This is a genomic window from Streptococcus sp. A22 (assembly GCF_043674215.1).
Lineage (GTDB): Bacteria > Bacillota > Bacilli > Lactobacillales > Streptococcaceae > Streptococcus > Streptococcus suis_V.
This window is the reverse complement of record NZ_JBIMJQ010000020.1, coordinates 15,983-39,638: the sequence shown is the minus strand read 5'-3', so window position 1 is coordinate 39,638 and position 23,656 is coordinate 15,983. Positions and strand designations below refer to the sequence as shown.

Sequence of the window (23,656 nt, the reverse complement as noted above, 5' to 3'; positions counted from 1 at the left end):
TGGGACTTTTTTTCTACACTCAAAAAGGCTCCATAATCTCTACAGTGGATTTACCCACTACAGAAATTATAGAGCCGAAAAGGCTGAGATGGGAAAACAGATGAGAAAATAGATACAGAAGATAACTCCGTAAATCCACAAGGAGACGCTGGGAGAGCTAGTTCTGTAAAAGTCAATAATCTGTTGCCCAATTTTATTGATTTCGACGACACCGATTAGGATGACAAGAGAGCTGGTCTTAATCATCCGAGTAATCAGATTGATGGCCTGTGGTAAGAGGCGGCGGATAACCTGAGGGACAATCACATAGCGATAAAGTGTACCCTTGCTCAAACCTAGTGCCAGACCGCTGTCGAATTGGTGTTTGGGTAGGGAAGTGATGGCTCCGCGGACCAAGTCTCCCATTTCAGCGGTTCCCCATAGAGAAAATACAATGATGGCAGCCAATTCACCCGACATATTGATATTAAATCCTCTGGCTAATCCAAAATAGAAGAGGAAGAGGAAAACCAGTTGAGGAATGATACGGATGGTTTCCAAATAGGCTCTGGAAATCCAAAAAATGAATTTATTTTTCGATGTCATGATGATACCGAAGGCTAGACCTGCTACCATTGAGATGCCGACGGAAAGGAAGGAAATCCACAAGGTGACCCAGAGACCACCTAGCAGTCGTTGCAAGTTATTTCCCTGCAATAAGACCTCAATGCCCATATCCTGCATGGCGAACCCTCCTTTCTAGGAAATAAAAGAGAAGAGAGAGAGGCAACAAGACAATCAAGTAGGAAATGACGAGGAGAAACAGTGCTTCATCCGTTTCATATTCCAAGCCGATTAAGTCTTGGGCGACGTACATTAAATCCGCCAGAGCGATAATGGAAAATACAGATGTTTCCTTAATCAAGAAAATCACATTGGCGCTGAAGGATGGCAGAGCAATCGCGATAGATTGGGGCAATAAAATATAGCGGAAAATCTGCCAAGAGGTCAGCCCCAAACTAGCTCCAATCTCGATTTGACTTTTTTTAATGGCCTCAAATCCACTGCGGAAAGATTCAGACATATAGGACCCTCCCAGAAAAATCAGACCAGCTATGGCGCAAACTTCCGCATCTAGGACAATTCCCAACCGAGGCAGGCCGTAGTAGAGGAAGAAGAGCTGGATGACCAGAGGAGTGTTGCGAGAAAGCTCGATATAGGCGGTAGCTAGTTGATGGAGGATGGGAATCCGGTAATAGCGGATGATGCTGATGAGGAACCCCAAGCCAAAGGCACCGACAATGCCCCAAAAAGCCAAGCGAACGGTCAGTAAGAAAGCTTCTTGGTATAAGGGGATGGATTGTTGAATAAAGGTCCAATCCAGATAAATCACCTCCCTTTCTTTGTTTGTTAAAATGGTAACATAGAAAAATGACTTTGCCTATTATATTTTTCTTATCAAGCTATAGCTAAAATTTATAGAGAACTTATTTTTTTCCTCTACAGTCCGCTAGCTCTAAGTCGCAAGCGACAAGAGCTAGGTATCATATAATCTCCGGAAAATGCCAGACTTAGTCTGGTCTTTTCTTTTGTGCTATAATAATCTCATGACAAGAATTTTAGATATGGAACAAATGCAGGATGAGGAGTACGTTGAGCGCACCCTGCGTCCGCAGATATTAAATGAATACATCGGTCAGGACAAGGTCAAGGACCAGCTGAAAATTTTTATCGAGGCGGCCAAGCTCCGTGATGAGGCTCTGGACCACACCCTGCTTTTCGGTCCTCCGGGTTTGGGTAAGACCACTATGGCTTTTGTGATTGCCAATGAACTGGGCGTTAATATCAAGCAGACCAGTGGTCCTGTTATTGAAAAAGCAGGTGACTTGGTGGCCCTTCTCAACGACCTAGAGCCAGGCGACGTTCTCTTTATCGATGAAATCCACCGGATGCCCATGGCGGTCGAGGAGATTCTTTACTCAGCCATGGAAGACTTCTACATCGACATCATGATTGGAGCTGGGGAGGCCAGTCGCTCCGTGCATTTGGAGTTGCCGCCTTTTACCCTGATTGGGGCGACGACTCGGGCGGGCATGCTGTCAAATCCTCTACGGGCTCGTTTCGGGATTACCGGTCACATGGAGTATTACGAGCTGGCTGATTTGACGGAGATTGTCGAGCGGACGGCGGATATCTTTGACATGGAGATTACTCACGAGGCGGCTATTGAGCTGGCTCGTCGATCTCGAGGAACGCCCCGTATCGCCAATCGCCTGCTCAAGCGGGTGCGGGATTTTGCCCAGATTATGGGCGACGGTCTGATTGACGATGCTATCACGGATAAGGCCCTGACCATGCTGGACGTGGACCGAGAGGGGCTGGACTATGTGGACCAGAAGATTTTACGGACCATGATTGAGATGTACGGTGGTGGACCTGTCGGGCTCAATACCCTGTCAGTCAACATCGCCGAGGAACGTGAGACGGTCGAGGATATGTATGAACCTTATCTCATCCAGCAGGGCTTTCTGATGCGGACACGGACCGGTCGGGTTGCGACAGCCAAGGCTTACGAGCACTTGGGTTATCCCTATACGGAAAAATAATGGCAGAGCAGATGAGACAAATAGCTCGTTTATTTAGAGACTGGCCTGAGACGATTATCTGGACCTGTTTAGAAGGTGCTATGGGAGACATTTATGTTGATGACAGCCAGTTGCCCCAGTCAGCCCTAGCTCTCTATGGACGGCAGAGCTTCTTTGGTTTTTTAGCTGGCCAGCCACATCGAGACTTGCTAAAAATCTGCGAGGGAAAAGATGTGGTCATGGTTCCACAAACTCAGGCTTGGTCTGATTTAATAGAAGAAACCTACCCAGATAGTGTTTATTCATTTACTCGTTATGCAACAAAGAAAAATACGGTATTTGATCGGGGTGCTTTACAGGAAATGGTTGATGACTTGCCTGAAAGCTTTGATATGAAACTGATTGACCGTAATCTGTACGAGGCTTGTCTGGTAGAGGAATGGTCACGGGATTTGGTGGGAAATTATATAGATGTGGAACAATTTTTGGACTTGGGTTTGGGCTATGTCATCTTGCATAAGGGACAGGTGGTCTCAGGGGCTTCATCCTATGCCAGCTATTCAGCTGGGATTGAGATAGAAGTGGATACTAGGGAAGATTATCGAGGTCTGGGTTTGGCAAAAGCCTGTGCGGCTCAGTTAATTTTAGCTTGTTTAGACCGCGGACTCTATCCAAGCTGGGATGCCCACACCTTGACATCCTTGAAACTGGCTGAAAAGCTTGGCTACCAACTGGACAGACCCTATCAGGCTTACGAATGGAGATAAGATGAAACCGACATTTATTTGGGATTTGGACGGAACGCTGTTGGATTCCTATGAAGCGATTTTGGCAGGGATTCAAGAAACCTATGAACAATACAAACTTCCTTTTGACCGTGAAGAAGTAAGAAAGTTTATCCTTCGCTATTCTGTAAAGGATTTGCTGGTGCGAGATGCTCAGAAATATGGCAAGGACTTGGTGCAGCTCAATCAAGCCCGAGCCAACTCTCTCCGTGAGAAGAACACGGCTATCCAGTTGATGGAGGGCGCGCGTGAGGTGCTGGAATGGACCGTGCAGGAGGGCATTCAAAACTTTATTTACACCCACAAGAGTGACAATGCTTTTCAGGTTTTGGAGGATTTGGGCGTCGACCATTATTTTACGGAAATTCTGACCAGTGACTCGGGTTTTGCCAGAAAGCCGGCCCCGGAGGCTTTGCTGTATTTGATTGAAAAATATGACTTAGATAAATCGACCACCTACTATGTTGGCGACCGCCTGCTAGACGTGGAAACCGCTCTGGCTGCAGGGATTGGCAGTATAAACTTGCAGATTGACGGGGTGGAAGGGAATATAAAAATCGAGAGTTTATTGCAGATTGTTCCGTCAGTATGAATTTAGAAATTTCACATAAAAAATAAACTTTCTACCGTAGTTTACAAAAGAAAGTTTGTTTTTTTCTTGAAAAATTTGGTATAATTAACCATATTTTAGTATAAATAAAGGGGAATTATATGAACGATAAGGAATTTGGGCAACGTATTCGCCAGCTGAGAGAGCAGATTAATTTGACGCGCGAACAGTTTTGTGGTGATGAGGTTGAACTTTCAGTCCGGCAATTGATTCGGATTGAGACTGGCAGCTCAAAACCCACGTTGTCTAAAATCCAGTACATTGCCACACGTTTGGGAATGACCTTGTATGAATTGATGCCAGACTATGTTAAGCTCCCAGATAGATACTCGAAATTAAAGTTTGAGGTTCTCCGCACACCGACCTATGAAAATACGGACTTGATAGAAAAACGCAATCGTCTGATGGAAGAAATTTATGACGACTATTACGATGACCTGCCAGAGGAAGAGCAGATAGCAATTGATGCTTTTCAGTCTTTTGTTGACATATATGAAACAAAGTCTGTCCATTTTGGGAAAGCTATCTTAGATGATTATTTCGAGCAGGTCCATCGTAAAGATAAATTTACTGTCAATGATTTATTGATTTTGCGGCTATATTTGGAGCATTTACAGGATGAGGACAGGACCTCGCCAAGATTTCAACATTTTTTAGATATTATCCAGCATTTTCCGGTACAGGTGGAAGCTATAGATTCAAATGAGCTATTTATTTTGCGTGATGTGATGCTAGCTTCTATTGGTATCCTTGGGACTAAGGAGTGCTATGACTATATTCCGCCTATTTTTGATACTCTAGACCAGATAATGGTCCAGACGCACGATTTCCAAAAGAAACCGATTCTGAATCTATTAAAGTGGAAGTACGTACTATATACCAACAGTGACCGTGAAGAGGCACAAAAACTGTACGAAGAGGCCGTTATGTTTGCGAAATTAATAGGTGATGATCATTTGGTGGCTAAACTAGAAGAATCATGGAAGGGGGATTCCACTGGAAAAGTGTAAGATGCTTATGAAGAGCATTATGACAACCTGCAGAAGAGGAGCAGGTTGGGATGAGAGAACTATAAAAAACAAGTGACATTTTTGTCCTGTTTACTGACCCAATAAAATTCTATAATAGTCTCATCAAAATAAAGGAGACTAAAGATTATGAATTTTATTAAGGCATTTACAACGTTCGGAGCTGGCTGGGATTGGTGGTGGAAAGGCTAATATCATATCCGTCAAAAACCAACGCAATTGTTGGTTTTTTGCTATACTTAATATATGCAAACTTTTCACAAATTAGACACCTGGCTCAATAGCAAGCAGGGTCAGCTATTTCATTACAAGTTAGAGAAAATTACCTATGCCCTGGATTTGTTGGGCAAGCCTCACTTGGATTTGCCGGTCATTCATGTGGCGGGGACCAATGGCAAGGGCTCAACGATTGCCTTTATGCGCCAGCTCTTTCAGGCTCACGGACTGCGGGTCGGCAGTTTTGTCTCCCCTCACATGGTCACGGTACACGACAGGATTTGCATTGATGAGACACCGATTTCAGACCAGGATTTTCAGCGCCTTCTCCAGCAGGTCTATAAGTTGGAGCAGGAGGTTGCTACGGTCTATGAACCCTTCCGCTATTTCGAGGTCATGGTTCTAATCATGTTCCTCTATTTTCGCGAGCAGCAGCCTGACCTGGCACTTATCGAAGTTGGCATCGGCGGCCTTCTGGACACGACCAATGTAGTCTCCCCGGCCCTCAGCATCATCACTTCCATAGGTCTGGATCACCAGGATTTATTAGGCGCGACTTTGGGAGAAATAGCAGAGCAGAAAGCAGGAATTATCAAGCCAGAGATGCCTGTCGTTCTGGGACCGTTTTCTGCCGACGTCAGCCAGCAAATTCGCCAAATTGCTGCTGAAAAAAAAGCTCCAATCTACCAGCTGGGTCAAGAATTTACTTCTAAAGCAGCTACTTTCAATAGTCCAAGTTTTCAGCTGTCAGAATTAGTCTTGGGTCTCCCAGGTCAGCACCAGCAAGAAAATGCGGCCCTGGCCCTGCAGAGTTTCTTGCTTTACATGGAGCAAATTGGGCAAACTGTTTCTGCGGATTTGGTCAGACAGGCTCTAGCCCAAACTAGCTGGACAGGACGTTTGGAATTGATAGCCGAAAACCCCAAGATATACCTAGACGGTGCCCATAACGTTCCTGCCATGGAACGCTTGATTGAGTTCATTGAGATGCAGGACCAGCCTGTGACCCTCTTATTTTCAGCCCTGCAGCGCAAGGATTTTCAGGAAATGCTGGATTTATTAGAGGAAATATTGCCAGGTATCCAGCTTGTCTTGACCAGCTTTGCCTACGACGGAGCCTTGAAAGAGGAGCAGCGTCAGGGGCTGACCTACGTAGCTGATTATGAAGGCTTTATACAGGAATTTCAGGAACAAGACCAGGGCATCCTGATTGTCACAGGTTCCCTCTATTTCATCTCGGAAGTCCGAAAAAAATATCTGAACTAAGCGGTTTTTGGACCGCTTTTTGCGAATAAATAGGTATGAGACAGAAAAATAATGAGGAATTTTTGATAGAGTACAAGCGTGCCCAACGCCATACATTTCGTCAGATTGAACGCTATGCCAGTCTGTTTTCCAATCAGAATGGGAGCCAGATTAGCTATAGGACCATCCGCTATCCCTTGGAGGCTATGGTCCAAGTACAAGAGCTGGACGGAGAAAGGTACAGGGTCGGAAATGACCAAACAACTTCCGAAAGTCAATGACATGCCTCGAGCTTTTTGATATAATGAGTAAAGTAAATCCAAGGAGTGAGTTATGACAGAAGTAGAGTCAAGTGTAAATTTGGGAGATAAAAGTTTGTGGGGTGGCCGCAGGCATCGTTCTAAACGGAGAAAGCAAGCCTACCATGAATTTATACGGAATGTGCCGGATGTGCCTATTTGGCCGACCCTACTGTGGAGTTTATTTCTGAGTGTATTGAATGTTGCCAATCCTCTTTTGAGTTCCTTTGCGACCAATTTGCAGTCACAGGCACTCTATGCAGGCATGGCAATGCAGGCTGGTCATAAGCCTTATGAGTATTTTTTTGGAACCAATGGTGTCCTCTATTACCTAATCTTGGCTGTTGGTTCCCTGTTCAATACGACCATTGGCTTGATGATTTTTCAGTTCATCGCCCTCTTGATAGCAGGGATTTATCTCAATAAGATTAGTGCATATTTTAGTCGTTCACAGCGGGTTGCCCACCATATCAATTTTTGGTTCTATTGTTTCTTGCTGGTGGTGGACTTGGGTGGACTCTATGCCAGCATCTTTGCTCTACCTTTTGTGCTGACCAGTATCTGGTTTTTGATTCGCTATATAAATGATGCAGTCAGTGACGAAGGTTTCATTCTCTACGGGATTGATGCGGCGATTGTATTCATGATTTACCCTAAAAGTCTGATTTTATGGCTGGTATCGCCCCTGGTTTTATTTGTGTACAATAGTCGAAACAAGAGGTTGGCGAGAGGTGTTTATCAATTTTTAGCAGCTGTATTTGGTTTTCTTCTCGTTGTCTACGCTGTAGGCTATTACACATTCATCGAGCAGATTCTGGGAATGGCAATTCAACAGACTTTTCTCTACAATATTAGCCTACAATTTACCTATGAAGGCATTTTGATGACCCTGGCTGTGGTTTTTGGGTTCCTGCTGATTTCAGGATTTTTAAATCATATTTTGATAACCCTATTATCTATTAGCAAGGGGCAACAGACAGAAATTAAGCTGATAATGTTACTGGCTTTTCTTGTTCAAATGGTTTTCCTGATTGGGAATCCAAATTTTGAATGGAGCCAATTGACGGCCTTGATTCCGTATGGTTTTGTGCTAGCTGCAGCATCTTTGCATGGTCCAGAAACTGATGAAGAGTTTGAGATGCTGGATGAGGAGGAGAATGAGGATTATAGCTATCTAAAAGCTAGTTATTATCTGCCTATTTTGATGCTTCTAGCCCTGTTTTTCCAACCAACCTACGCCTATCTGTTTGAAGAACCGGTCCGTGTGGAGAGGCAGGAAATAGCCCGCTATATCCGGGATAACACGACCAGTGATGATCCGATTTATGCCTGGGATAATAGTGCACAAGCCTATCTAGAAAGTCAGCGGTTCTCGTCTGCTAATCTGATTACAGCTCAACCCTATCTTAACACGGAAGACAACCGAAACAATTTAATCTATGATTTGAATCAAGGGAGAGCCAAGTATATCTTGGTCAACACGGAGATTCCGCTCTTGGAACAGGTCTCAGCGACCCTAGAAGACAATTATGTCCCTGTCCAACTCAGCTTCAATCACTTCAAACTATATCAAGAAAAAGAATGAAAGCGACTATGAAAGTAGTTGCTTTTATCTATATCTTGTGTAAAAAATGAAAATTTTTGAAAATACATACTAGATATTGATTTTCGTCATTCAAAGTGCTAGACTATAAGCAGTGAGAAAAATGGAGGATAGCCAGATGAAAGTGCAAGAAACAATCTTACCCGAATTAGAATTAGCGGTCTTAAAGCGTGACGGTCGAACGGTCGCTTTTGAACAAGAAAAGATTTATTCTGCCTTGCAGCGGGCTAATCAAGAATTGGACCATCCTGTGTCAGATGCGGGTCTGTCAGTCGTTTTGGCAGGGGTCCTGCAGGAAATTGCCCGTCGTTTTACCAAGGATGTGCAAATTTATGAAATCCAGACGGTTGTCGAACAGGAATTGCTCAAGTCCCACCTCTATGACTTGGCAGAGCGTTATATTCAGTACCGGACGCAACGCGATTTTCGCCGGCATCAAGCGACGGACATCAACTTTGAAATCCACAAATTGCTCAGCAAAGATCAGTCTGTCGTCAATGAAAACGCCAATAAGGATGCGGATGTCTTTAATACGCAACGTGATTTGACGGCTGGGATTGTTGGCAAATCTATCGGGCTCAAGCTCCTGCCAGCCCACGTTGCCAACGCTCACCAGAAGGGGGACATTCATTACCACGATTTGGATTATAGTCCTTACACGCCCATGACCAACTGCTGCCTGATTGATTTCAAGGGCATGTTAGCGCAAGGGTTTAAGATTGGAAATGCCGATGTGGAAAGTCCTAAGTCCATCCAGACAGCGACGGCGCAGATTTCGCAAATTATTGCCAATGTGGCTTCCAGCCAGTACGGTGGCTGCTCGGCGGACCGTATTGACGAAGTGTTGGCGCCTTATGCTGAGCTCAATTATCAAAAGCATTTGAAGGATGCGGAGGAATGGGTGCTGCCAGACAAGGCTGAAGAATATGCACGTGCCAAGACCCAGAAGGATATTTATGACGCTATGCAGTCTTTGGAATATGAAATTAACACGCTCTTTACGTCCAATGGTCAAACGCCCTTTACTTCGCTTGGTTTCGGTTTAGGAACTTCTTGGTTTGAGCGGGAAATCCAGAAGGCGATTCTCAACATCCGTATCAAGGGTTTGGGGCGCGAAGGACGGACAGCCATCTTTCCAAAATTGATTTTCACTGTCAAACGCGGGCTAAATTTGGAGCCCGATTCGCCCAATTATGATATTAAGCAACTGGCGATTGAGTGTGCAACCAAGCGCATGTATCCAGATATGCTGTCTTATGACAAGATTATTGAGTTAACGGGTTCCTTCAAGGTTCCTATGGGTTGCCGTTCTTTCTTGCAAGGTTGGAAGGATGAAAATGGCCTTGAAATCAATTCCGGTCGGATGAATTTGGGTGTGGTGACCGTCAATCTACCACGGATTGCCCTTGAAAGTGGGGGTAGTCAAGAAAAATTCTGGGAAATTTTTGCAGAACGCATGGCCATTGCCAAGGATGCCTTGGTCTATCGTGTCGAGCGGGTCAAGGAAGCGACGCCGGCAAATGCGCCTATTCTCTATCAGTACGGAGCTTTTGGGAAACGTTTGGCCAAGACGGACGCTGTTGATCAGGTCTTTAAGAACCGTCGCGCGACTGTTTCTCTAGGCTATATCGGTCTCTACGAAGTGGCGACTGTGTTTTACGGCGGTGCCTGGGAAGGAAATCCTGAAGCCAAGGACTTCACGGTTTCTATTATCAAGCGGATGAAGGAGTTGGCTGGCGACTGGTCTGACGAATACGGCTACCATTTTTCTGTTTACTCAACCCCATCAGAAAGTTTGACAGACCGTTTCTGCCGTTTGGATACGGAGAAATTCGGATTGGTCAAGGACATTACGGATAAGGAATACTATACAAATTCCTTCCATTATGACGTGCGGAAAAATCCGACGCCGTTTGAAAAGCTGGATTTTGAAAAGGTTTATCCGGAGGCTGGTGCTAGCGGTGGCTTTATCCATTATTGCGAATACCCTGTTCTACAGCAAAATCCCAAGGCTCTCGAGGCGGTGTGGGACTATGCCTATGACCGTGTCGGTTATTTGGGAACCAATACGCCGATTGACCATTGTTATGCCTGCGGTTTTGAAGGCGACTTCGAGCCGACTGAGCGTGGGTTCAAGTGTCCAAGCTGTGGCAATAGCGATCCAAAACTAGTAGATGTTGTCAAACGGACCTGTGGTTATCTGGGCAACCCTCAAGCCCGTCCCATGGTCAATGGTCGACACAAAGAAATCTCCGCCCGCGTCAAACACATGAACGGGTCGAGTTTATAAAGAATGGACATGAGGGCTTCCGTGGTTTTGAGGAACTACGGAAGTTTGTTATAATAGAGGGAAAATCTAATAGCTCTGCTATGTTCAAAAAAGGAGAAAAAACAATGGGAAAATACCAACTAGATGATAAGGGTAAGGCCTTGGTGCAGCGTTATCATGAGAAGAATGCAAAGGTGGGAGACAGCAAGCAAGACAAGCTAGCCACCCTTCGTCAACAATTTTTACAAAAGGCGCAGAAGAAACGTAATGTCTAAGAACTATCGCGATATTACCATTCTCCACAGCAATGATATGCACTCTTATATAGAGAATTTTCCCAAGAAGGCAGCGCTGATTGCTGAGATTAAGGAGGCAAACCGGGCGAAAAACATTCCGACTTTTGTCTTTGACAGCGGAGATCTGTTTTCGGGGAATATTTTCTTCAATATGTACCGTGGGGTAAAGGAAATCCAGCTCATGAATGCCATTGGTTGTCAGGCCATGACCTTGGGCAATCACGAATTTGACCACGGAGACGAGTTGCTCAGTCGCTTGGATGACTTTGCGGCTTTTCCAATTGTCTCCACCAATATTTCCTACCGCAATCCAGCCGATGCAGACGAATTGGTGCCCTTGAAAGACAAGTTGGTCTTTGATATGGCGGGTCGACCGCTCTATGTCTTGGGCTTAACGACCTTGGAGACCGAGGAAGTGGCTTCTCCGACGGACAATGTGGTCTTTGAGGACCACAGACAGGCGCTCAAGCGGACCTTGTCTGAGATGGATAAGCAGGCGCACATTGTCTTGCTCAGTCATTTGGGCTATGATCAAGATGTTCAGCTGGCGGCGGAGTTTCCGGAAATCAATGTCATTTTCGGTGGTCACACCCATACGATTTTGAAAGAACCCAGTCAGGTCGGTAGCGTCAGCATTTTCCAAGCGGGCCAGTATGGGCGTTTTCTGGGCAATCTTCTGCTCCGTTGCTACGAGGACGGCAGTCATGAGGTGCTGTCCTATGACTTGGTGGAGATTGAGCAGCTGACAACAGAAGAACCGATCATTCGGGAATTTATCGAGCGGATGCAGGCGGAGCGCAATGCTCGCTTTGCCCATTCTATTGCGAACCTGCCTCAAACCTTGGATGGTGAGCGGGAGAACATCCGTCAGGGACAGTCTACGCTGGCACCTCTGATTACGCAGGCCCTTTTTGAGCAGGCGGTTGCTCTCGGTTATCAGCCGGACGGAGCGGTCATCAATGGTTTTGGTATTCGGATGTCGCTCAACGCAGGTCCGATTTACTATAGCGATGTGGTCAAGGTTTTGCCCTTCTCCAAGCGCGTGCTCTTGGTCAGTATCAAGGGTCAAGATTTGATGTCCAGCCTCTCGACCGGTCTTCATCCGCAGCTTCATGGCATTTCTCGCCAAGGCGATGATTTTTTGGTCAATGGCAGAGCGATTGAGCCGGATACTAGCTACCAGATTGTGACCAACTCCTTTGTCTGGTCTGGTAAGGATAACTATGATGATTTCCACAAGGCGATCATTATCCGAGATTTGGGCTTGGATGTGGATATTTTGAGTGAATTTTTAAGAAAAAGATTTGGAAAGTAAGAGGACATGTCCATGCTAAAAATCGGTCTCGTCGGTTTAGGAGGTATTTTTCAAAAGGCCTACCTGACCTATCTGCGGAGTTTGTCAGGCATTGACTGGCATTTGTTCACCCGCAATCAAGAAGTTCTGTCAAGCATTGCGGCCAGTTTGCCCCGCAGTCAGACCTATGCGACAGCACAAGATTTGGCCGATGCAGACTTGGACGGTGTCATGATTCATGTGGCGACACAGGCCCATGTGGAAATGGCAGAGCTGTTTTTGGAGCGTGGCATTCCTGTCTACATGGACAAGCCACTGGCCGAGGATTTTTACCAGTCGGCAGAGCTTTACAAATTAGCGCAGTCCAAGGGAGTCCTACTCATGGCTGGTTTCAATCGTCGCTTTGCTCCCAAGGTTCAAGAATTGAAAACCAAGCCCAACAAGCGGAGAATTGTCGTCGAGAAAAATGAAGTCAATGGCTTGGGCGACCTGCAATTCAAGCTCTTTGACCTATTTATCCACCCGCTGGATACGGCCCTTTACTTGCTGGATGACCAGCCTCTGTCAGGTTCCTATGCCTACTATCTGGAAAATAATAAACTCAGTCAGGTAAATGTGACCCTTCAAACCGCTCAAACTTCTGTGGTCGTATCCATGAATCTCCAGTCGGGCAGCCGTCGGGAAATCATGGAAGTCCAGACACCGCAAGCGACCCATCAGGTTAAAAACTTAGAAGAATTGCGCACCTTTACCGCCAACCAAGAAATCATAGAAGGCTTTGGTTCTTGGGGCACAACTCTTTACAAACGTGGCTTTGAAAGCATTGTCGAAGAGTTTTTCCAAGCCCTAGAAAGCAAGAAAAATCCAGTCAGCCCAAGCTCGAGCCTGCTCAGCCACTGGATCTGTCACCAAATTGTATACGCAGATAAAGGAATAGGAGAATTACATGTCACCATCCCAAACGAAATTGACTTTAAGACGACCAACCTTAGTAGATAAAGAAACGATTTTGGATATGATTGCTGAATTTGAGCGAGAAGAGTCCGCAACAGACGGAGGCAATCTCTTTGCGAATTTTGACTTTGAAAGCTGGTTGCAGCAAGGTCAGGACTGGGAAATGGGACTGAATTTGCCAGAGGGCTTTGTCCCTTCTATCCAGTATGTCTCCTTTGATGATGCTGGGCAAGCAGTCGGTTTTCTCAGTCTACGCCTGCGTCTCAGTGATTATCTGCTCAACATTGGTGGACACATTGGCTATTCTATCCGCCCTAGCCAGCGGCAGAAGGGCTATGCCAAGGAGCAGTTGCGCCTTGGTGTGCAGGAAGCATTTTCCAAAAACATCCCTAAGGTCCTTGTGACCTGTGATGAGACCAATACAGCCAGCAAGCGAACTATCCTAGCCTGCGGAGGTAGCCTCGAAGACGTCCGTCATGGCACGGAGAGATACTATATAGAAGAGTGCTGATATGAACAATCCCAAACCCCAAGAATGGAAATCCGAAGAGCTGAGTCAGGGCCGGATTATGGACTACAAGGCCTTTAATTTTGTGGACGGCGAAGGCGTGCGGTGTTCCCTCTATGTCAGCGGCTGCCTTTTTCACTGTCCCGGTTGTTACAACGTCGCCACCTGGTCCTTTAAGGCCGGCATTCCCTACACCAAGGAGCTGGAAGACCGCATTTTAGCAGACCTAGCCCAGCCCTATGTGCAGGGGCTGACCCTCTTGGGTGGGGAGCCCTTTCTCAATACAGGCACCGTCCTCCCACTCGTCAAGCGGGTGCGGGATGAATTGCCAGACAAGGATATTTGGTCCTGGACAGGCTACACATGGGAAGAATTGATGCTGGAAACGCCAGACAAGCTAGAACTGCTCAGCCAGTTGGACATTCTCGTAGATGGTCGCTATGACAAAAGCAAACGCAACCTCATGTTGCAATTTAGAGGCTCTTCCAACCAACGCATTATTGATGTGCAGCAGTCCCTCAAACAAGGACAGGTGGTTATTTGGGAGAGGTTGGAGAAATGATGGGTATTCATTTCATTTATTTCCCAGATACTTGGAGTGAGTAGCAAAATTAAGGTAAATAAAAGCATAGTTCTAGGGAGGCAGTTGCCTCTTTTTACTTGCCTTCCTGCAAAAAAAGATTATAATAATATTCAAAGTATATTATATTGAGAAAGTGAGGCAATCTATGTTAGTGGTGAAAATTGACCAGTTTTCTTACGGGAAAAAGCTCATTTTCAAAGATATTCATATGGAAGTCCCGTCCTCGAAAATCATCGGTCTGGTTGCACCTAACGGGACAGGGAAGTCAACCTTGGTTCGAATTATTTCTGGGCATATTACTGGATCAGGGATAGAGGTAAACTATCATGGAAAGAGCTATCAAAAGGACAAGCAATATATGCGTCAACAAATTGTAAAAATGCCTGACCAGGCAGATTTGTACGACGAACTGACAGGCTTACAGCACTTGGAATTTTACGCTGCCATGTGGGGAGTAGATGTCACTTATCCACAAGAAATAGTGACGGTCTTAAATATGGGGACCTATATTCATAAAAAAGTTGGGACCTATTCATTGGGAATGCGTCAGCGCTTGTGTTTTGCTTTGGTAGTAGTGACTCAGGCTAGCTACATGCTCTTAGATGAAGTCATGAATGGTTTGGACCCAGACAATGTAGAAATGATTTCAAGTTTATTGAAAGACTTGCGGGCTCAGGGAAAGACCATGCTTATTGCTTCTCACTTGTTAGATAATTTAGACAGTATTGCTGACAGTATTTACTTTATCAAGGATGGTCATTTTTCAGTTGTCTACCACCCCCAGGAGCAGGCTTTGGAAACCGTATTGCTTTCCTTTTCATCTAAAAATGCAGTGCAGGAATTTTTAACCTTAAATCCACACTTTACTTGTGTGAATAATGAGGAATGTCAAGCCACTATTCAACTGGATGAGCTGGGGGGAAGTCTTTCTGATTTTTTGGATTGGGCAAGTCGCAATCTAGATGATGTGAGAGAGATAAAGGTCGGTCGAAAAGGTAGTTATCTCATATATAAGGAATTATATGGGACCGAGGAGGAGGGAGACTAGTGGTGCGGACTTTGAAAACACAATTCCTGCTCATCATCAACAATCGTTTATTGAAGATGCAGGCTATCGGAATGCTTCTCTGCTTGCCAATGTTGATTTTGTTCCTTTTTAGCTCTTTGGAACATCAGTCGATTCAGTATGCTGAAGATGTAGCTAGACAGAGTGAATATGCGCAAGAAGATATAGAGTGGATGAAAACGACCTATGATGCGTCCTTGCAAGAAAAACATGCAAGAGAAATCCAGTTAGATAGTATGGTGGTACAAAAGGCAGAGTATTTTGCAAAGGGACAGTATGTTAGTTATCTACAAGAAGCAGTCAATAGCTGGAAATTATATTTCTCCCTCCAGAAGGTGAGAGGCTACAATATAACGGAAAGTCAATTTCCTGCACTTCATTATGGAACAAATATGGCCTTTGATGATGTTAAACGAGCTACTTTAAACATCAATTTTGCTAGGCAAAGAGTGGCCATTTTCGAAGGAATGCTAGCTTCTACCAAGGAGGTTACAATCAATGAACTTGTTGGTATTACTGCCAGAGGGCAATTTTATCGCTGGTTGGGCCACGCCGGCCCTGAGGTTTTGTATCTGCCCCTATTTTTCCTGCTGACACTTTTGTTTTCAAGTCCCATTTTTTTAGATGATAAGCAACATGAGAGCCTCTTGGAAGTAAAACCGATTAGTCACTTGAAGTATTTATTGGATAAAATCATTAGTTACTGGTTGCTGATCAGCGGTTTTGAAATTTTCTTGCTAGCCATCATTCTTTTTGCTATCAGTAGCAGGTTTGGAGCTGGCGATTGGACGCTAGGCATTTTGACCTTCGTGGGGCAAGAAGAAGTGCAGATTTCTTCAATGGAGTTTTATGGAAAAGCAGTTCTATTTTTCCTTTTAATCAATTTTTTTCTGATTACATGTTTGGCTTCTTGCAATAAGATTTTCTCCAACAAGCCCCTGGCGGTCTGTCTAAGTGGACTTGTCCTATTTTTAGAACCACTTTTGCGTTTTTTGCAGATAAACTTTTTGGGGCAAGATCTTCTCCCTAGTTATTACATTAGTTTTGGTCCAGTCTTACATGGTGTGAAAGATTATTTTTTCTATAGAGGAGATTTTTCGGTTGAAAAAGGATGGATTGTTCTATCTCTTTGGACGCTAGTTCTATTTACAATGATGTATCTTAGTGTTCTTGTAAGGGAAAGGTTTCGACAGGAAAGAGGGAGAATATGGGGATAACAAAGATAGATTGGCATTTCTTGTGTTCAAAAAATTTTATTTTAAAGGCAATGTTATCAATAGGATTCTTATTTTTGCCATTTGTAGGCTATAGTCTTTTTTTCCCAAGTCCAAGTCCTCGAGACTTAGTGGATCGCCAATTCAAAGTAATAGATAGTTTAGTGACCATTTATAAAAGCGACACGGAGCTGACTGCTGAAAGAAAGGAAGAAATAAGAGAACAAACCAACCGTATTTTTCAAAATTATGCCCAAGAAGATATGGTATATGTTTCAAATGATTCGGTTGAAAAATTAGTCCCAATCTTTGAAGAGCGCCTGACATTACTGGAGGAGTATGAACAACTATTTCCAGAATATTATCAAGAATATTTGCCAGATAAGAAATATGTAGAGCAAGAATTTATGGTGGTGCAATTTCTTGTTAAGCGTCATCAAGATTATACAATTTATAAGCTCTATGGTCCCTTCTTTGAAAAACTCTTGATCTTTTTGGGTTATGGGGGCAGTCTGCTGATTTTTACTTTATTGACTGGCTCCTATTTTCAGAGAAAATATGTTCATTATACTTTGTTGGAAATTCTTCCTGTCACGAGAAAAAGAGAAGTTCTTATAGAACTCCCCTACACAATCGTATTGTTTTATCTATTTCCGACATCCTTAATTTTTTTGTATGCTGGGCTGTACTCCATTTTCATAGCTAAGACCAATCTGTTTACCTATCCCGTCTATCAAATGAGGACCGAAGGACAAGTATTATTGTCCATGGCTGAACTTTCTATCACCTACCTCTTGTTTCCATTTCTATCTTGTTTATTGATTTATATTTTACAAGATTATTTAATCGGGTGGATGAAAGATAGTACGGTGACTACCATTTTAATTTATGCTATTTCACTACTGTCCATATGGAATAAACACTTTTGGTCACCCTTGTTCCACATGTTTCCCTTGCCGATTTTACAGTCGGATACAAATATGTGGCTAAGCCTTGTAATTCTTTTGATAACGACTCTTGTTTTGCTTATAGGGAGAGAATATTTGTCGGTTAGGTCATTCCTCTTTCCAAACTAGTATAGCGTCTAGGCTATTCTAGCGGGAGTACTTTGACTGCACTGTTTCTAACCTCCAGCGATCTCCAAGATAGTTGGAGTTAAAAGCAAACACTAATAACCAGTTGTCCTCTTTGCTGGGCAGCTGGTATTTTTTGACCAAAGATGACCAAATAGACATTTTAACACGCAAAAAGCCTTGTTTCCAAGGCTCAAGGAGATGTTTCCCATCATGATCCTCCCTGTAGGGATCGAACCTACGACCCACGGATTAAGAGTCCGCTGCTCTGCCAGCTGAGCTAAGGAAGGTAAAAATAAAAATGCTGTATTGGTACCGGTTATCCATGAATTGTATTGATCCCGCACGCTAGAAGCAGGTGGGTGACGTGTTTCTGACTTAGTTGCTTCTGGGTGTACCAGCCTGCATACTGCCAAAAGATCTTTGTCTCCCTAGTAATACAAAAATAGTCGGTCAACACATAGGTATGAATTCGTATACCACAGCAGTTCTTATTTATGATTTAATATTACCACATTTTTAAAAAAAATCAAGAGAAAATCGGCAAAAAATGAAAACGTTATCAACTTTTTTTCTTGTTTTGTTTTAGATGGTTGATTTTTTCTTGGGTCATGCCCAAGGCACGCTCGTATTTTCCAGTGTCGTTGGCAGTGAAGTAGTCCGCATGGGCTAACTTATCGGGCAGGTATTGCTGGTCCACCCATTTTTCAGGATAGGCATGGGGATACTGGTAACCGATGGCATTTCCCAGCTCCTTGCTGCCGGCATAATGACCGTCCCGCAGATGGTTGGGGATAGGTAGATGCCCGTATTTCCGCAAATCTGCCAGCGCCGCATCCATAGCTGTGTAGGCGGAGTTTGACTTGGGAGAAAGGGCCAGATTGACCACGACATTGGCAATCAAAATCCGCGCCTCTGGGAAACCAATTTTCTGGGCTGCCTCAAGGGCCGTCACGGTGTAGACCTGAGCGTCGGGATTGGCCAGACCAATATCTTCGTAAGCAATGATGGTCAGGCGACGAGCTAGGCTTGGCAGGTCCTCAGCCTCTATCAAGCGTGCGGCGTAATGGAGACTGGCATTGACGTCGCTCCCGCGAATGGATTTTTGCAGGGCTGAGACGATGTCATAGTGGGCATCGCCGCTCTTGTCCATGCTGATGTAGGACTTTTGCAGGCTATTTTCCACGGCATTCAAGTCGATATGACGGCTACCGTCGTCACTTTCCTTGGTCGAAAGCACAGCCAGTTCTAGAGAATTGTAGGCAGCACGGAGGTCGCCATTGGTCGCATTTGCCAGAAAATCCAGAGCCTCAGTTTCAATGGTGACGGGGAAGTCAAAACCGCGTTCGCTGTCTGTCAAAGCCAACTCCAAGGCCTGTCGGATGTGGCTGGTCTGCAAAGGTTGCAATTCAAAAATCTGCACCCGACTGCGAATGGCAGGCAGAATCGAGAAAAATGGATTTTCTGTCGTTGCCCCAATCATGATGATATTGCCATTTTCCAAAAGAGGGAGCAGGAAGTCCTGCTTGGTCTTGTTAAGGCGGTGGATTTCATCCAGTAGGAGAACTAGACCGCCAGAAAACTTAGCCTCTTCAGCGATTTCCTGCAGGCGTTTTTGGTTGTCGGTCGTGGCATTAAAGGTCCGAAAGGCATACTTGGTCGTGCCAGCAATTGCGGACGCAATCGAGGTCTTGCCAATTCCCGGCGGACCGTAGAGAATCATGGACGACAGCATATTGGCATCAATCATGCGGCGGATAATCTTTCCAGAACCGACCAGGTGTTCCTGACCGATTACTTCATCAATGGATTTGGGCCGCATACGAAGGGCGAGATTGGCTGGCATAGGCTTCCTTTCGTTTCTTTTGTTAGCTGATTATGGTACACTTATTATAACACAAAATCGAAAGAGGACTGACATGGCGAAACATGGCTTTTTAGATGTGCTGGAAACAGCATTGGACAAACATTTTACCTACGATTACGAGCTTAACTGGGACAAGAAAAATCATGCTGTTGAGTTGGCTTTTATCTTGGAAGCACAAAATGCGGCTGGGATTGAGACGGTGGACGATGAAGGCAATGCTTCTGCGGAGGATATTTTCCTGGAGGAGTATGTCCTTTTCTACAACCAGGACAAGTCTCGCTTTGACGAGGAAGACTACCTGGTCGCTCTGCCATTTGACGCCAAGAAGGGCTTTTCAGCAGAGTTTCTGACCTACTTTGCAGGCTTTCTTAAGGACACCGCAGACCAAGGTCTAGATGACCTCATGGACTTTTTGGCGGACTCAGAAGCCCAAGAATTTGCGATTGCTTGGGATAGCGAGGCTTTTGAAAAAGGCAGAGCAGACTTGGTGGAAGGGGAATTTTACCCATATCCGAGGTATTAGGACATGAAGAGTATAGAATGGGCTAGAGAACTGGCTAAAAAGGCACATGCTGGTCAGGTAGATAAGGCTGGTAGGTCGTATTTTGAACACCTAGAGGCTGTTGCCTCAAGTGTTCAAACTGAAGATGAAAAAAAGCTTGCTTATCTGCACGATATTGTAGAGGATACGGACTATGATTTAAAAGATTTGTATCACATAGGCTGTGAAAAATATATTCTTGTGGCAATTGACAGCTTGACCAAGAAAAAAGGGCAAGATTATACAGAGTATTTAAAAGGTGTCCGTTCAAATCCCTTAGCAAGAGTTGTAAAGTTGGCTGATTTAAAACACAACTCAGATCTAAGTAGACTTGAAAAAGTAACCCCAAAGGATTTAGAACGTTATGAAAAATATAAAAGAGCTATCGAATTTTTAGAATTTAAGGAACAACAAACATGAACTCATGGCAAGAATTAACGATTCACGTGTATCGTGATGCAGAAGAGGCAGTTTCAAATCTCATGATTGAAACGGGCAGTCAGGGGGTGGCCATTAGCGACTCGGCTGACTATGTGGGGCAGGAGGATCGTTTTGGTGAACTCTATCCCGAGGTGGAGCAGTCTGACATGATTGTGATTACGGCTTACTATCCTGATACTGTGGATATTGAGGAAGTTAAGGCAGACTTGGCGACTCGTTTGGCGGATTTGACAGGCTTTGGCTTGGAAACGGGTCAGGTCAGCCTAGAAAGTCAGGAATTGGCAGAGGAAGACTGGGCGGACAACTGGAAGAAATACTATGAACCAGCCCGCATTACCCACGATTTGACTATTGTACCGTCTTGGACCAACTATGAGGCGACTGCTGGTGAGAAGATTATCCGTCTGGACCCAGGCATGGCTTTCGGTACGGGTACTCACCCGACGACCAAGATGAGCCTTTTTGCTCTTTCTCAGGTCCTGCGTGGTGGTGAAACAGTCATCGACGTTGGCACAGGTTCAGGCGTCCTTTCCATTGCTAGCTCCCTCCTAGGTGCCAAGGAGATTTACGCCTATGACTTGGATGAGGTGGCGGTGCGTGTAGCTCAGGAAAACATTGACCTCAATGCCAATACTAGCAATATTCATGTCGCGGCAGGTGACTTGCTTCGTGGCGTTGATATTAAAGCAGAAGTTATCGTTGCCAACATCTTGGCGGACATTCTCATCCATCTGACCGAGGATGCCTACCGTCTGGTCAAGGAAGAGGGCTACCTGATTATGAGCGGTATCATCGCGGACAAGTGGGATATGGTGCGAGCATCTGCGGAGGCGGCTGGCTTCTTCCTTGAGACCCATATGATTCAAGGTGAGTGGAATTGCTGTATCTTCAAGAAGACGGCTGATCGCTCAGGTGTGATTGGAGGCTAGGATGCAGCAGTATTTTGTCAATGGCAGAGCACCGCAGGGCGTGTTCCAGATTAGCGATAAGGATACTGCCAAGCATATGTTTTCTGTCATGCGCTTGCAGGCAGATGATCAGATTGTCCTGGTCTTTGACGATGGTATCAAACGCTTGGCGCGCGTGGTAGACAGCCAGAGCCAATCTGTTGAAATCATTGAAGAATTGGCAGATAATGTTGAATTGCCCGTTTCCGTGACCATTGCCATGGGCTTTCCCAAGGGAGATAAGTTAGAATTTGTCGCCCAAAAGGTAACGGAATTAGGCATGACAGCCCTCTGGGCCTTTCCAGCTGACTGGTCTGTGGTCAAATGGGACGGTAAAAAACTGGCAAAAAAAGCAGAAAAGCTAGAAAAAATCGCCCAAGGCGCAGCCGAGCAAAGCAAACGTAACCGCATTCCAGCTGTTCGCTTGTTCGAGAAAAAAACGGATTTCCTAGCTCAGCTGGCAGGTTTTGACCAGATTATCCTAGCCTACGAAGAGGCTGCCAAAGAGGGCGAACAAGTCAACCTAGTAAAAACCTTGTCTGGCTTAGAAGCAGGACAATCAGTCCTGGTCATCGTCGGTCCAGAAGGCGGCGTATCGCCTGAAGAAGTAGCCGCATTTGAAGGAGCAGGAGCGGTCAAGACAGGTCTTGGTCCTCGTATTTTGCGAGCAGAAACGGCTCCCCTCTACGCCCTTTCTGCCATTAGCTACGCTACGGAATTGTTGAGGTAGTCTATGTTCGCTGTAGGTACGATTATCAATACCATCGCCATTGCCCTAGCAGGTGTGATAGGGTCTTGGTTTGGTCATTTACTCAAGGAACGCCATCAGTCCGGTCTAACCATGGCTAGCGGGATTGCTGTCTTATTTCTAGGAATTTCAGGTAGTTTAGAAGGACTGTTGACAGTAGTTGATGGTCAACTCAAAAGTCAAAATAGCATGCTTTTGGTCCTTAGTTTAGCCTTAGGGATTTTGATTGGGGAAGTGCTGCATATCGAAGGCTGGTTTGAAAGGCTGGGTGTTTGGCTCCGTGAAAAATCAGGAAACAGCCAAGATGGGCAATTCTTAGATGCTTTCCTGACAGCGTCATTGACCGTTTGTATCGGTGCCATGGCCATACTAGGAGCCATCCAAGATGGCTTGACGGGTGATTATCGTTTGTTGGCCGTTAAGAGTATTTTGGACTTTATTATCATTTTGATTATGACCTCTAGTCTGGGCAAGGGAGCTGGATTTTCAGCTGTACCGGTCTTTCTCTTTCAAGGTTCGCTGACAGTGCTAGCCCGCTTGATTGAGCCCTTGATGACAGAGCAGGCACTGAGCAATCTATCTATGGTCGGATCGGTCCTTATTTTCTGCGTCGGGGTCAATATCGTCTGGGACCGGAAAATTCGTGTGGCCAATATGTTGCCTGCGGTGCTGGTTGCCGTTGTCTGGGCTTATTTCCAATAAATTCATCACCATTTACATACAATTATTTGCCTTTTTCATACAAGTTTTGTTATAATACGGTTGAAAGTAGGTGATTCTATGCGTAAGTGGTTTTCCTTTTCTCTACTATGTGTTGCCAGTCTGTGCCTAGCTTCCTGTCGGATGAGCGTTTCTTTATAGTCGAGGCTTGGGTGGAAAATGGCAGAGCGACCATCTACTTCATTACTCCCAAGACGTTCGAGCAGACCGAGCTGGTGTTGGACTACTTTGTGGCCCAGTGGCCCTGGCAGCCAGTCGAAGAGTTGGGAGGAAACTGATATGAGATGGAAATCGTGGTATCTGAACCTGTTACTGGTGGCAGGTTTGGCCTTTCTGCTGTGGCGACAGGCAGAGGTTATCCCAGGAACTAACTATAAAATCTTGTCCGACCTGGTCTTACAGGACCGGGAGACAGGGGTCATCTATACTTTTGAAAATCTGGAAGTTAGGACCGCCTTTGTGTCCGGAATCGAGGAAGACCAAGCGGTTTTAGAAAAAAACTTTGAAACGAGAGAAATGGGTGAGGATCTGGTGGATAAGGTCTATGGTGGCGAGGAGGGGCAGATGATGGAGTGGACCGAAAGCAAGGGCTTTGGTTGGAATTGGTTCAGCTCAACGATATCCTATCCCGTGCCTGCTGGGGAATACGGGATCATTCGCTTGGAAACACGCTATAAAAACGAGACCTACCGTCTGGAGCAAGAGGGCAAACTTCTTGGTACCTATACAGTGAAAACTCCACAAGAAGAGTACCTCGTCCCTATCTATACGACATCATAAAAAGC

At 45.1% G+C, this 23,656-nt stretch carries 26 protein-coding genes, 1 tRNA gene and 1 other RNA gene; 23 read left to right on the top strand and 5 right to left on the bottom strand.

Annotated features, from left to right (window positions below; translation table 11 throughout):
• Positions 1–66 precede the first annotated feature (66 nt).
• Together ACHBHN_RS08475 and ACHBHN_RS08470 are read right to left on the bottom strand one after the other, a co-directional pair.
• Entirely contained in the window at positions 67–723 is a 657-nt protein-coding gene (locus tag ACHBHN_RS08475; RefSeq protein WP_394733927.1) for an amino acid ABC transporter permease, read from the bottom strand.
• Positions 704–1,363 (bottom strand): ABC transporter permease subunit, encoded by a 660-nt coding sequence (locus ACHBHN_RS08470; protein WP_172074631.1) that lies wholly within the window; start codon positions 1,361–1,363, stop codon positions 704–706. The genes ACHBHN_RS08475 and ACHBHN_RS08470 overlap by 20 nt, the downstream gene beginning before the upstream one ends.
• Before the next feature lie 223 nt (positions 1,364–1,586).
• On the opposite strand from ACHBHN_RS08470, the gene ruvB reads away from it, so the two are divergent.
• The 16 genes from ruvB to ACHBHN_RS08390 all read left to right on the top strand — a co-directional run bounded on the left by ruvB (position 1,587) and on the right by ACHBHN_RS08390 (position 17,610).
• Entirely contained in the window at positions 1,587–2,585 is a 999-nt protein-coding gene (ruvB, locus tag ACHBHN_RS08465; RefSeq protein ID WP_394733926.1) for a Holliday junction branch migration DNA helicase RuvB, read from the top strand.
• A complete protein-coding gene (locus tag ACHBHN_RS08460; RefSeq protein ID WP_105160519.1) occupies positions 2,585–3,331 on the top strand; it encodes a GNAT family N-acetyltransferase in 747 nt (248 codons plus the stop codon). The genes ruvB and ACHBHN_RS08460 overlap by 1 nt, the downstream gene beginning before the upstream one ends.
• Position 3,332: 1 nt before the next feature.
• The gene (locus ACHBHN_RS08455) at positions 3,333–3,941 is read left to right on the top strand and encodes an HAD-IA family hydrolase (protein ID WP_105160518.1); all 609 of its coding nucleotides are present in this window, start codon (positions 3,333–3,335) and stop codon (positions 3,939–3,941) included.
• Between the two features lie 119 nt (positions 3,942–4,060).
• Entirely contained in the window at positions 4,061–4,969 is a 909-nt protein-coding gene (locus ACHBHN_RS08450; RefSeq protein WP_394733925.1) for a helix-turn-helix domain-containing protein, read from the top strand.
• Positions 4,970–5,233: 264 nt separating this feature from the next.
• The gene (locus ACHBHN_RS08445) at positions 5,234–6,469 is read left to right on the top strand and encodes a bifunctional folylpolyglutamate synthase/dihydrofolate synthase (RefSeq protein WP_394733924.1); all 1,236 of its coding nucleotides are present in this window, start codon (positions 5,234–5,236) and stop codon (positions 6,467–6,469) included.
• Between the two features lie 35 nt (positions 6,470–6,504).
• Positions 6,505–6,729 carry a hypothetical protein gene (locus ACHBHN_RS08440; protein WP_153047894.1) on the top strand — a complete coding sequence of 75 codons (225 nt, stop codon included), beginning with the start codon at positions 6,505–6,507 and terminating at the stop codon, positions 6,727–6,729.
• Between the two features lie 52 nt (positions 6,730–6,781).
• Positions 6,782–8,332, top strand: coding sequence for a quinol oxidase (locus ACHBHN_RS08435; protein WP_394733923.1), 1,551 nt, complete (start codon positions 6,782–6,784; stop codon positions 8,330–8,332).
• Between the two features lie 136 nt (positions 8,333–8,468).
• Positions 8,469–10,640 (top strand): anaerobic ribonucleoside-triphosphate reductase, encoded by a 2,172-nt coding sequence (nrdD, locus tag ACHBHN_RS08430; RefSeq protein WP_105122087.1) that lies wholly within the window; start codon positions 8,469–8,471, stop codon positions 10,638–10,640.
• A gap of 104 nt (positions 10,641–10,744) precedes the next feature.
• Positions 10,745–10,894 carry a hypothetical protein gene (locus tag ACHBHN_RS08425; protein ID WP_193438444.1) on the top strand — a complete coding sequence of 50 codons (150 nt, stop codon included), beginning with the start codon at positions 10,745–10,747 and terminating at the stop codon, positions 10,892–10,894.
• Positions 10,887–12,230, top strand: coding sequence for a bifunctional metallophosphatase/5'-nucleotidase (locus tag ACHBHN_RS08420; RefSeq protein ID WP_394733922.1), 1,344 nt, complete (start codon positions 10,887–10,889; stop codon positions 12,228–12,230). The genes ACHBHN_RS08425 and ACHBHN_RS08420 overlap by 8 nt, the downstream gene beginning before the upstream one ends.
• A gap of 12 nt (positions 12,231–12,242) precedes the next feature.
• Positions 12,243–13,208 (top strand): Gfo/Idh/MocA family protein, encoded by a 966-nt coding sequence (locus ACHBHN_RS08415; protein ID WP_105160510.1) that lies wholly within the window; start codon positions 12,243–12,245, stop codon positions 13,206–13,208.
• Complete coding sequence (locus ACHBHN_RS08410) at positions 13,177–13,674, top strand: GNAT family N-acetyltransferase (protein ID WP_105160537.1); 498 nt, start codon at positions 13,177–13,179, stop codon at positions 13,672–13,674. Before ACHBHN_RS08415 ends, ACHBHN_RS08410 begins: the two co-directional genes overlap by 32 nt.
• Before the next feature lies 1 nt (position 13,675).
• On the top strand, positions 13,676–14,233 hold the full coding sequence (nrdG, locus tag ACHBHN_RS08405) for an anaerobic ribonucleoside-triphosphate reductase activating protein (protein ID WP_105160509.1): 558 nt from the start codon (positions 13,676–13,678) through the stop codon (positions 14,231–14,233).
• A gap of 166 nt (positions 14,234–14,399) precedes the next feature.
• Positions 14,400–15,302: an ATP-binding cassette domain-containing protein gene (locus ACHBHN_RS08400; RefSeq protein WP_105160508.1), complete on the top strand. Its 903-nt coding sequence runs from the start codon at positions 14,400–14,402 to the stop codon at positions 15,300–15,302.
• A gap of 11 nt (positions 15,303–15,313) precedes the next feature.
• A complete protein-coding gene (locus ACHBHN_RS08395; protein WP_394733921.1) occupies positions 15,314–16,537 on the top strand; it encodes a hypothetical protein in 1,224 nt (407 codons plus the stop codon).
• Positions 16,528–17,610, top strand: a complete 1,083-nt coding sequence (locus ACHBHN_RS08390; RefSeq protein WP_105160506.1) for a hypothetical protein — start codon at positions 16,528–16,530, stop codon at positions 17,608–17,610. The genes ACHBHN_RS08395 and ACHBHN_RS08390 overlap by 10 nt, the downstream gene beginning before the upstream one ends.
• Positions 17,611–17,824: 214 nt before the next feature.
• On the opposite strand, the gene ACHBHN_RS08385 is transcribed toward ACHBHN_RS08390, so the two are convergent.
• The 3 genes from ACHBHN_RS08385 to ACHBHN_RS08375 all read right to left on the bottom strand — a co-directional run bounded on the left by ACHBHN_RS08385 (position 17,825) and on the right by ACHBHN_RS08375 (position 19,453).
• A tRNA-Lys gene (locus ACHBHN_RS08385) sits at positions 17,825–17,897 on the bottom strand.
• A 7-nt stretch (positions 17,898–17,904) separates the two neighbouring features.
• Positions 17,905–18,098: non-coding RNA, 6S RNA (gene ssrS, locus ACHBHN_RS08380), on the bottom strand.
• Between the two features lie 71 nt (positions 18,099–18,169).
• Positions 18,170–19,453, bottom strand: a complete 1,284-nt coding sequence (locus ACHBHN_RS08375) for a replication-associated recombination protein A (RefSeq protein ID WP_105160505.1) — start codon at positions 19,451–19,453, stop codon at positions 18,170–18,172.
• A gap of 73 nt (positions 19,454–19,526) precedes the next feature.
• Here ACHBHN_RS08375 and ACHBHN_RS08370 point away from each other — a divergent pair, with 73 nt between their 5' ends.
• The 7 genes from ACHBHN_RS08370 to ACHBHN_RS08340 all read left to right on the top strand — a co-directional run bounded on the left by ACHBHN_RS08370 (position 19,527) and on the right by ACHBHN_RS08340 (position 23,651).
• Positions 19,527–19,997: a DUF3013 family protein gene (locus tag ACHBHN_RS08370; protein ID WP_394733920.1), complete on the top strand. Its 471-nt coding sequence runs from the start codon at positions 19,527–19,529 to the stop codon at positions 19,995–19,997.
• Positions 19,998–20,000: 3 nt separating this feature from the next.
• The gene (locus ACHBHN_RS08365) at positions 20,001–20,435 is read left to right on the top strand and encodes an HD domain-containing protein (RefSeq protein ID WP_105160503.1); all 435 of its coding nucleotides are present in this window, start codon (positions 20,001–20,003) and stop codon (positions 20,433–20,435) included.
• Positions 20,432–21,385, top strand: coding sequence for a 50S ribosomal protein L11 methyltransferase (prmA, locus tag ACHBHN_RS08360; protein WP_105160502.1), 954 nt, complete (start codon positions 20,432–20,434; stop codon positions 21,383–21,385). Before ACHBHN_RS08365 ends, prmA begins: the two co-directional genes overlap by 4 nt.
• Before the next feature lies 1 nt (position 21,386).
• Positions 21,387–22,133: a 16S rRNA (uracil(1498)-N(3))-methyltransferase gene (locus ACHBHN_RS08355; RefSeq protein WP_105160501.1), complete on the top strand. Its 747-nt coding sequence runs from the start codon at positions 21,387–21,389 to the stop codon at positions 22,131–22,133.
• A gap of 3 nt (positions 22,134–22,136) precedes the next feature.
• Positions 22,137–22,853: a DUF554 domain-containing protein gene (locus ACHBHN_RS08350; RefSeq protein WP_105160500.1), complete on the top strand. Its 717-nt coding sequence runs from the start codon at positions 22,137–22,139 to the stop codon at positions 22,851–22,853.
• 107 nt (positions 22,854–22,960) lie between these two features.
• Complete coding sequence (locus ACHBHN_RS08345) at positions 22,961–23,149, top strand: hypothetical protein (RefSeq protein WP_105111041.1); 189 nt, start codon at positions 22,961–22,963, stop codon at positions 23,147–23,149.
• 1 nt (position 23,150) lies between these two features.
• Positions 23,151–23,651 (top strand): hypothetical protein, encoded by a 501-nt coding sequence (locus ACHBHN_RS08340; protein WP_105160499.1) that lies wholly within the window; start codon positions 23,151–23,153, stop codon positions 23,649–23,651.
• The last annotated feature ends 5 nt before the right edge of the window (positions 23,652–23,656 follow it).

Coding starts and splice junctions, on each gene's coding strand:
- ACHBHN_RS08475 (WP_394733927.1), bottom strand. CDS start 723: ATGCAGGATATGGGCATTGAGGTCTTATTGCAGGGAAATAACTTGCAA.
- ruvB (WP_394733926.1), top strand. CDS start 1,587: ATGACAAGAATTTTAGATATGGAACAAATGCAGGATGAGGAGTACGTT.
- ACHBHN_RS08460 (WP_105160519.1), top strand. CDS start 2,585: ATGGCAGAGCAGATGAGACAAATAGCTCGTTTATTTAGAGACTGGCCT.
- ACHBHN_RS08455 (WP_105160518.1), top strand. CDS start 3,333: ATGAAACCGACATTTATTTGGGATTTGGACGGAACGCTGTTGGATTCC.
- ACHBHN_RS08450 (WP_394733925.1), top strand. CDS start 4,061: ATGAACGATAAGGAATTTGGGCAACGTATTCGCCAGCTGAGAGAGCAG.
- ACHBHN_RS08445 (WP_394733924.1), top strand. CDS start 5,234: ATGCAAACTTTTCACAAATTAGACACCTGGCTCAATAGCAAGCAGGGT.
- ACHBHN_RS08440 (WP_153047894.1), top strand. CDS start 6,505: ATGAGACAGAAAAATAATGAGGAATTTTTGATAGAGTACAAGCGTGCC.
- ACHBHN_RS08435 (WP_394733923.1), top strand. CDS start 6,782: ATGACAGAAGTAGAGTCAAGTGTAAATTTGGGAGATAAAAGTTTGTGG.
- nrdD (WP_105122087.1), top strand. CDS start 8,469: ATGAAAGTGCAAGAAACAATCTTACCCGAATTAGAATTAGCGGTCTTA.
- ACHBHN_RS08425 (WP_193438444.1), top strand. CDS start 10,745: ATGGGAAAATACCAACTAGATGATAAGGGTAAGGCCTTGGTGCAGCGT.
- ACHBHN_RS08420 (WP_394733922.1), top strand. CDS start 10,887: ATGTCTAAGAACTATCGCGATATTACCATTCTCCACAGCAATGATATG.
- ACHBHN_RS08415 (WP_105160510.1), top strand. CDS start 12,243: ATGCTAAAAATCGGTCTCGTCGGTTTAGGAGGTATTTTTCAAAAGGCC.
- nrdG (WP_105160509.1), top strand. CDS start 13,676: ATGAACAATCCCAAACCCCAAGAATGGAAATCCGAAGAGCTGAGTCAG.
- ACHBHN_RS08400 (WP_105160508.1), top strand. CDS start 14,400: ATGTTAGTGGTGAAAATTGACCAGTTTTCTTACGGGAAAAAGCTCATT.
- ACHBHN_RS08390 (WP_105160506.1), top strand. CDS start 16,528: ATGGGGATAACAAAGATAGATTGGCATTTCTTGTGTTCAAAAAATTTT.
- ACHBHN_RS08375 (WP_105160505.1), bottom strand. CDS start 19,453: ATGCCAGCCAATCTCGCCCTTCGTATGCGGCCCAAATCCATTGATGAA.
- ACHBHN_RS08370 (WP_394733920.1), top strand. CDS start 19,527: ATGGCGAAACATGGCTTTTTAGATGTGCTGGAAACAGCATTGGACAAA.
- ACHBHN_RS08365 (WP_105160503.1), top strand. CDS start 20,001: ATGAAGAGTATAGAATGGGCTAGAGAACTGGCTAAAAAGGCACATGCT.
- prmA (WP_105160502.1), top strand. CDS start 20,432: ATGAACTCATGGCAAGAATTAACGATTCACGTGTATCGTGATGCAGAA.
- ACHBHN_RS08355 (WP_105160501.1), top strand. CDS start 21,387: ATGCAGCAGTATTTTGTCAATGGCAGAGCACCGCAGGGCGTGTTCCAG.
- ACHBHN_RS08350 (WP_105160500.1), top strand. CDS start 22,137: ATGTTCGCTGTAGGTACGATTATCAATACCATCGCCATTGCCCTAGCA.
- ACHBHN_RS08345 (WP_105111041.1), top strand. CDS start 22,961: ATGTGTTGCCAGTCTGTGCCTAGCTTCCTGTCGGATGAGCGTTTCTTT.
- ACHBHN_RS08340 (WP_105160499.1), top strand. CDS start 23,151: ATGAGATGGAAATCGTGGTATCTGAACCTGTTACTGGTGGCAGGTTTG.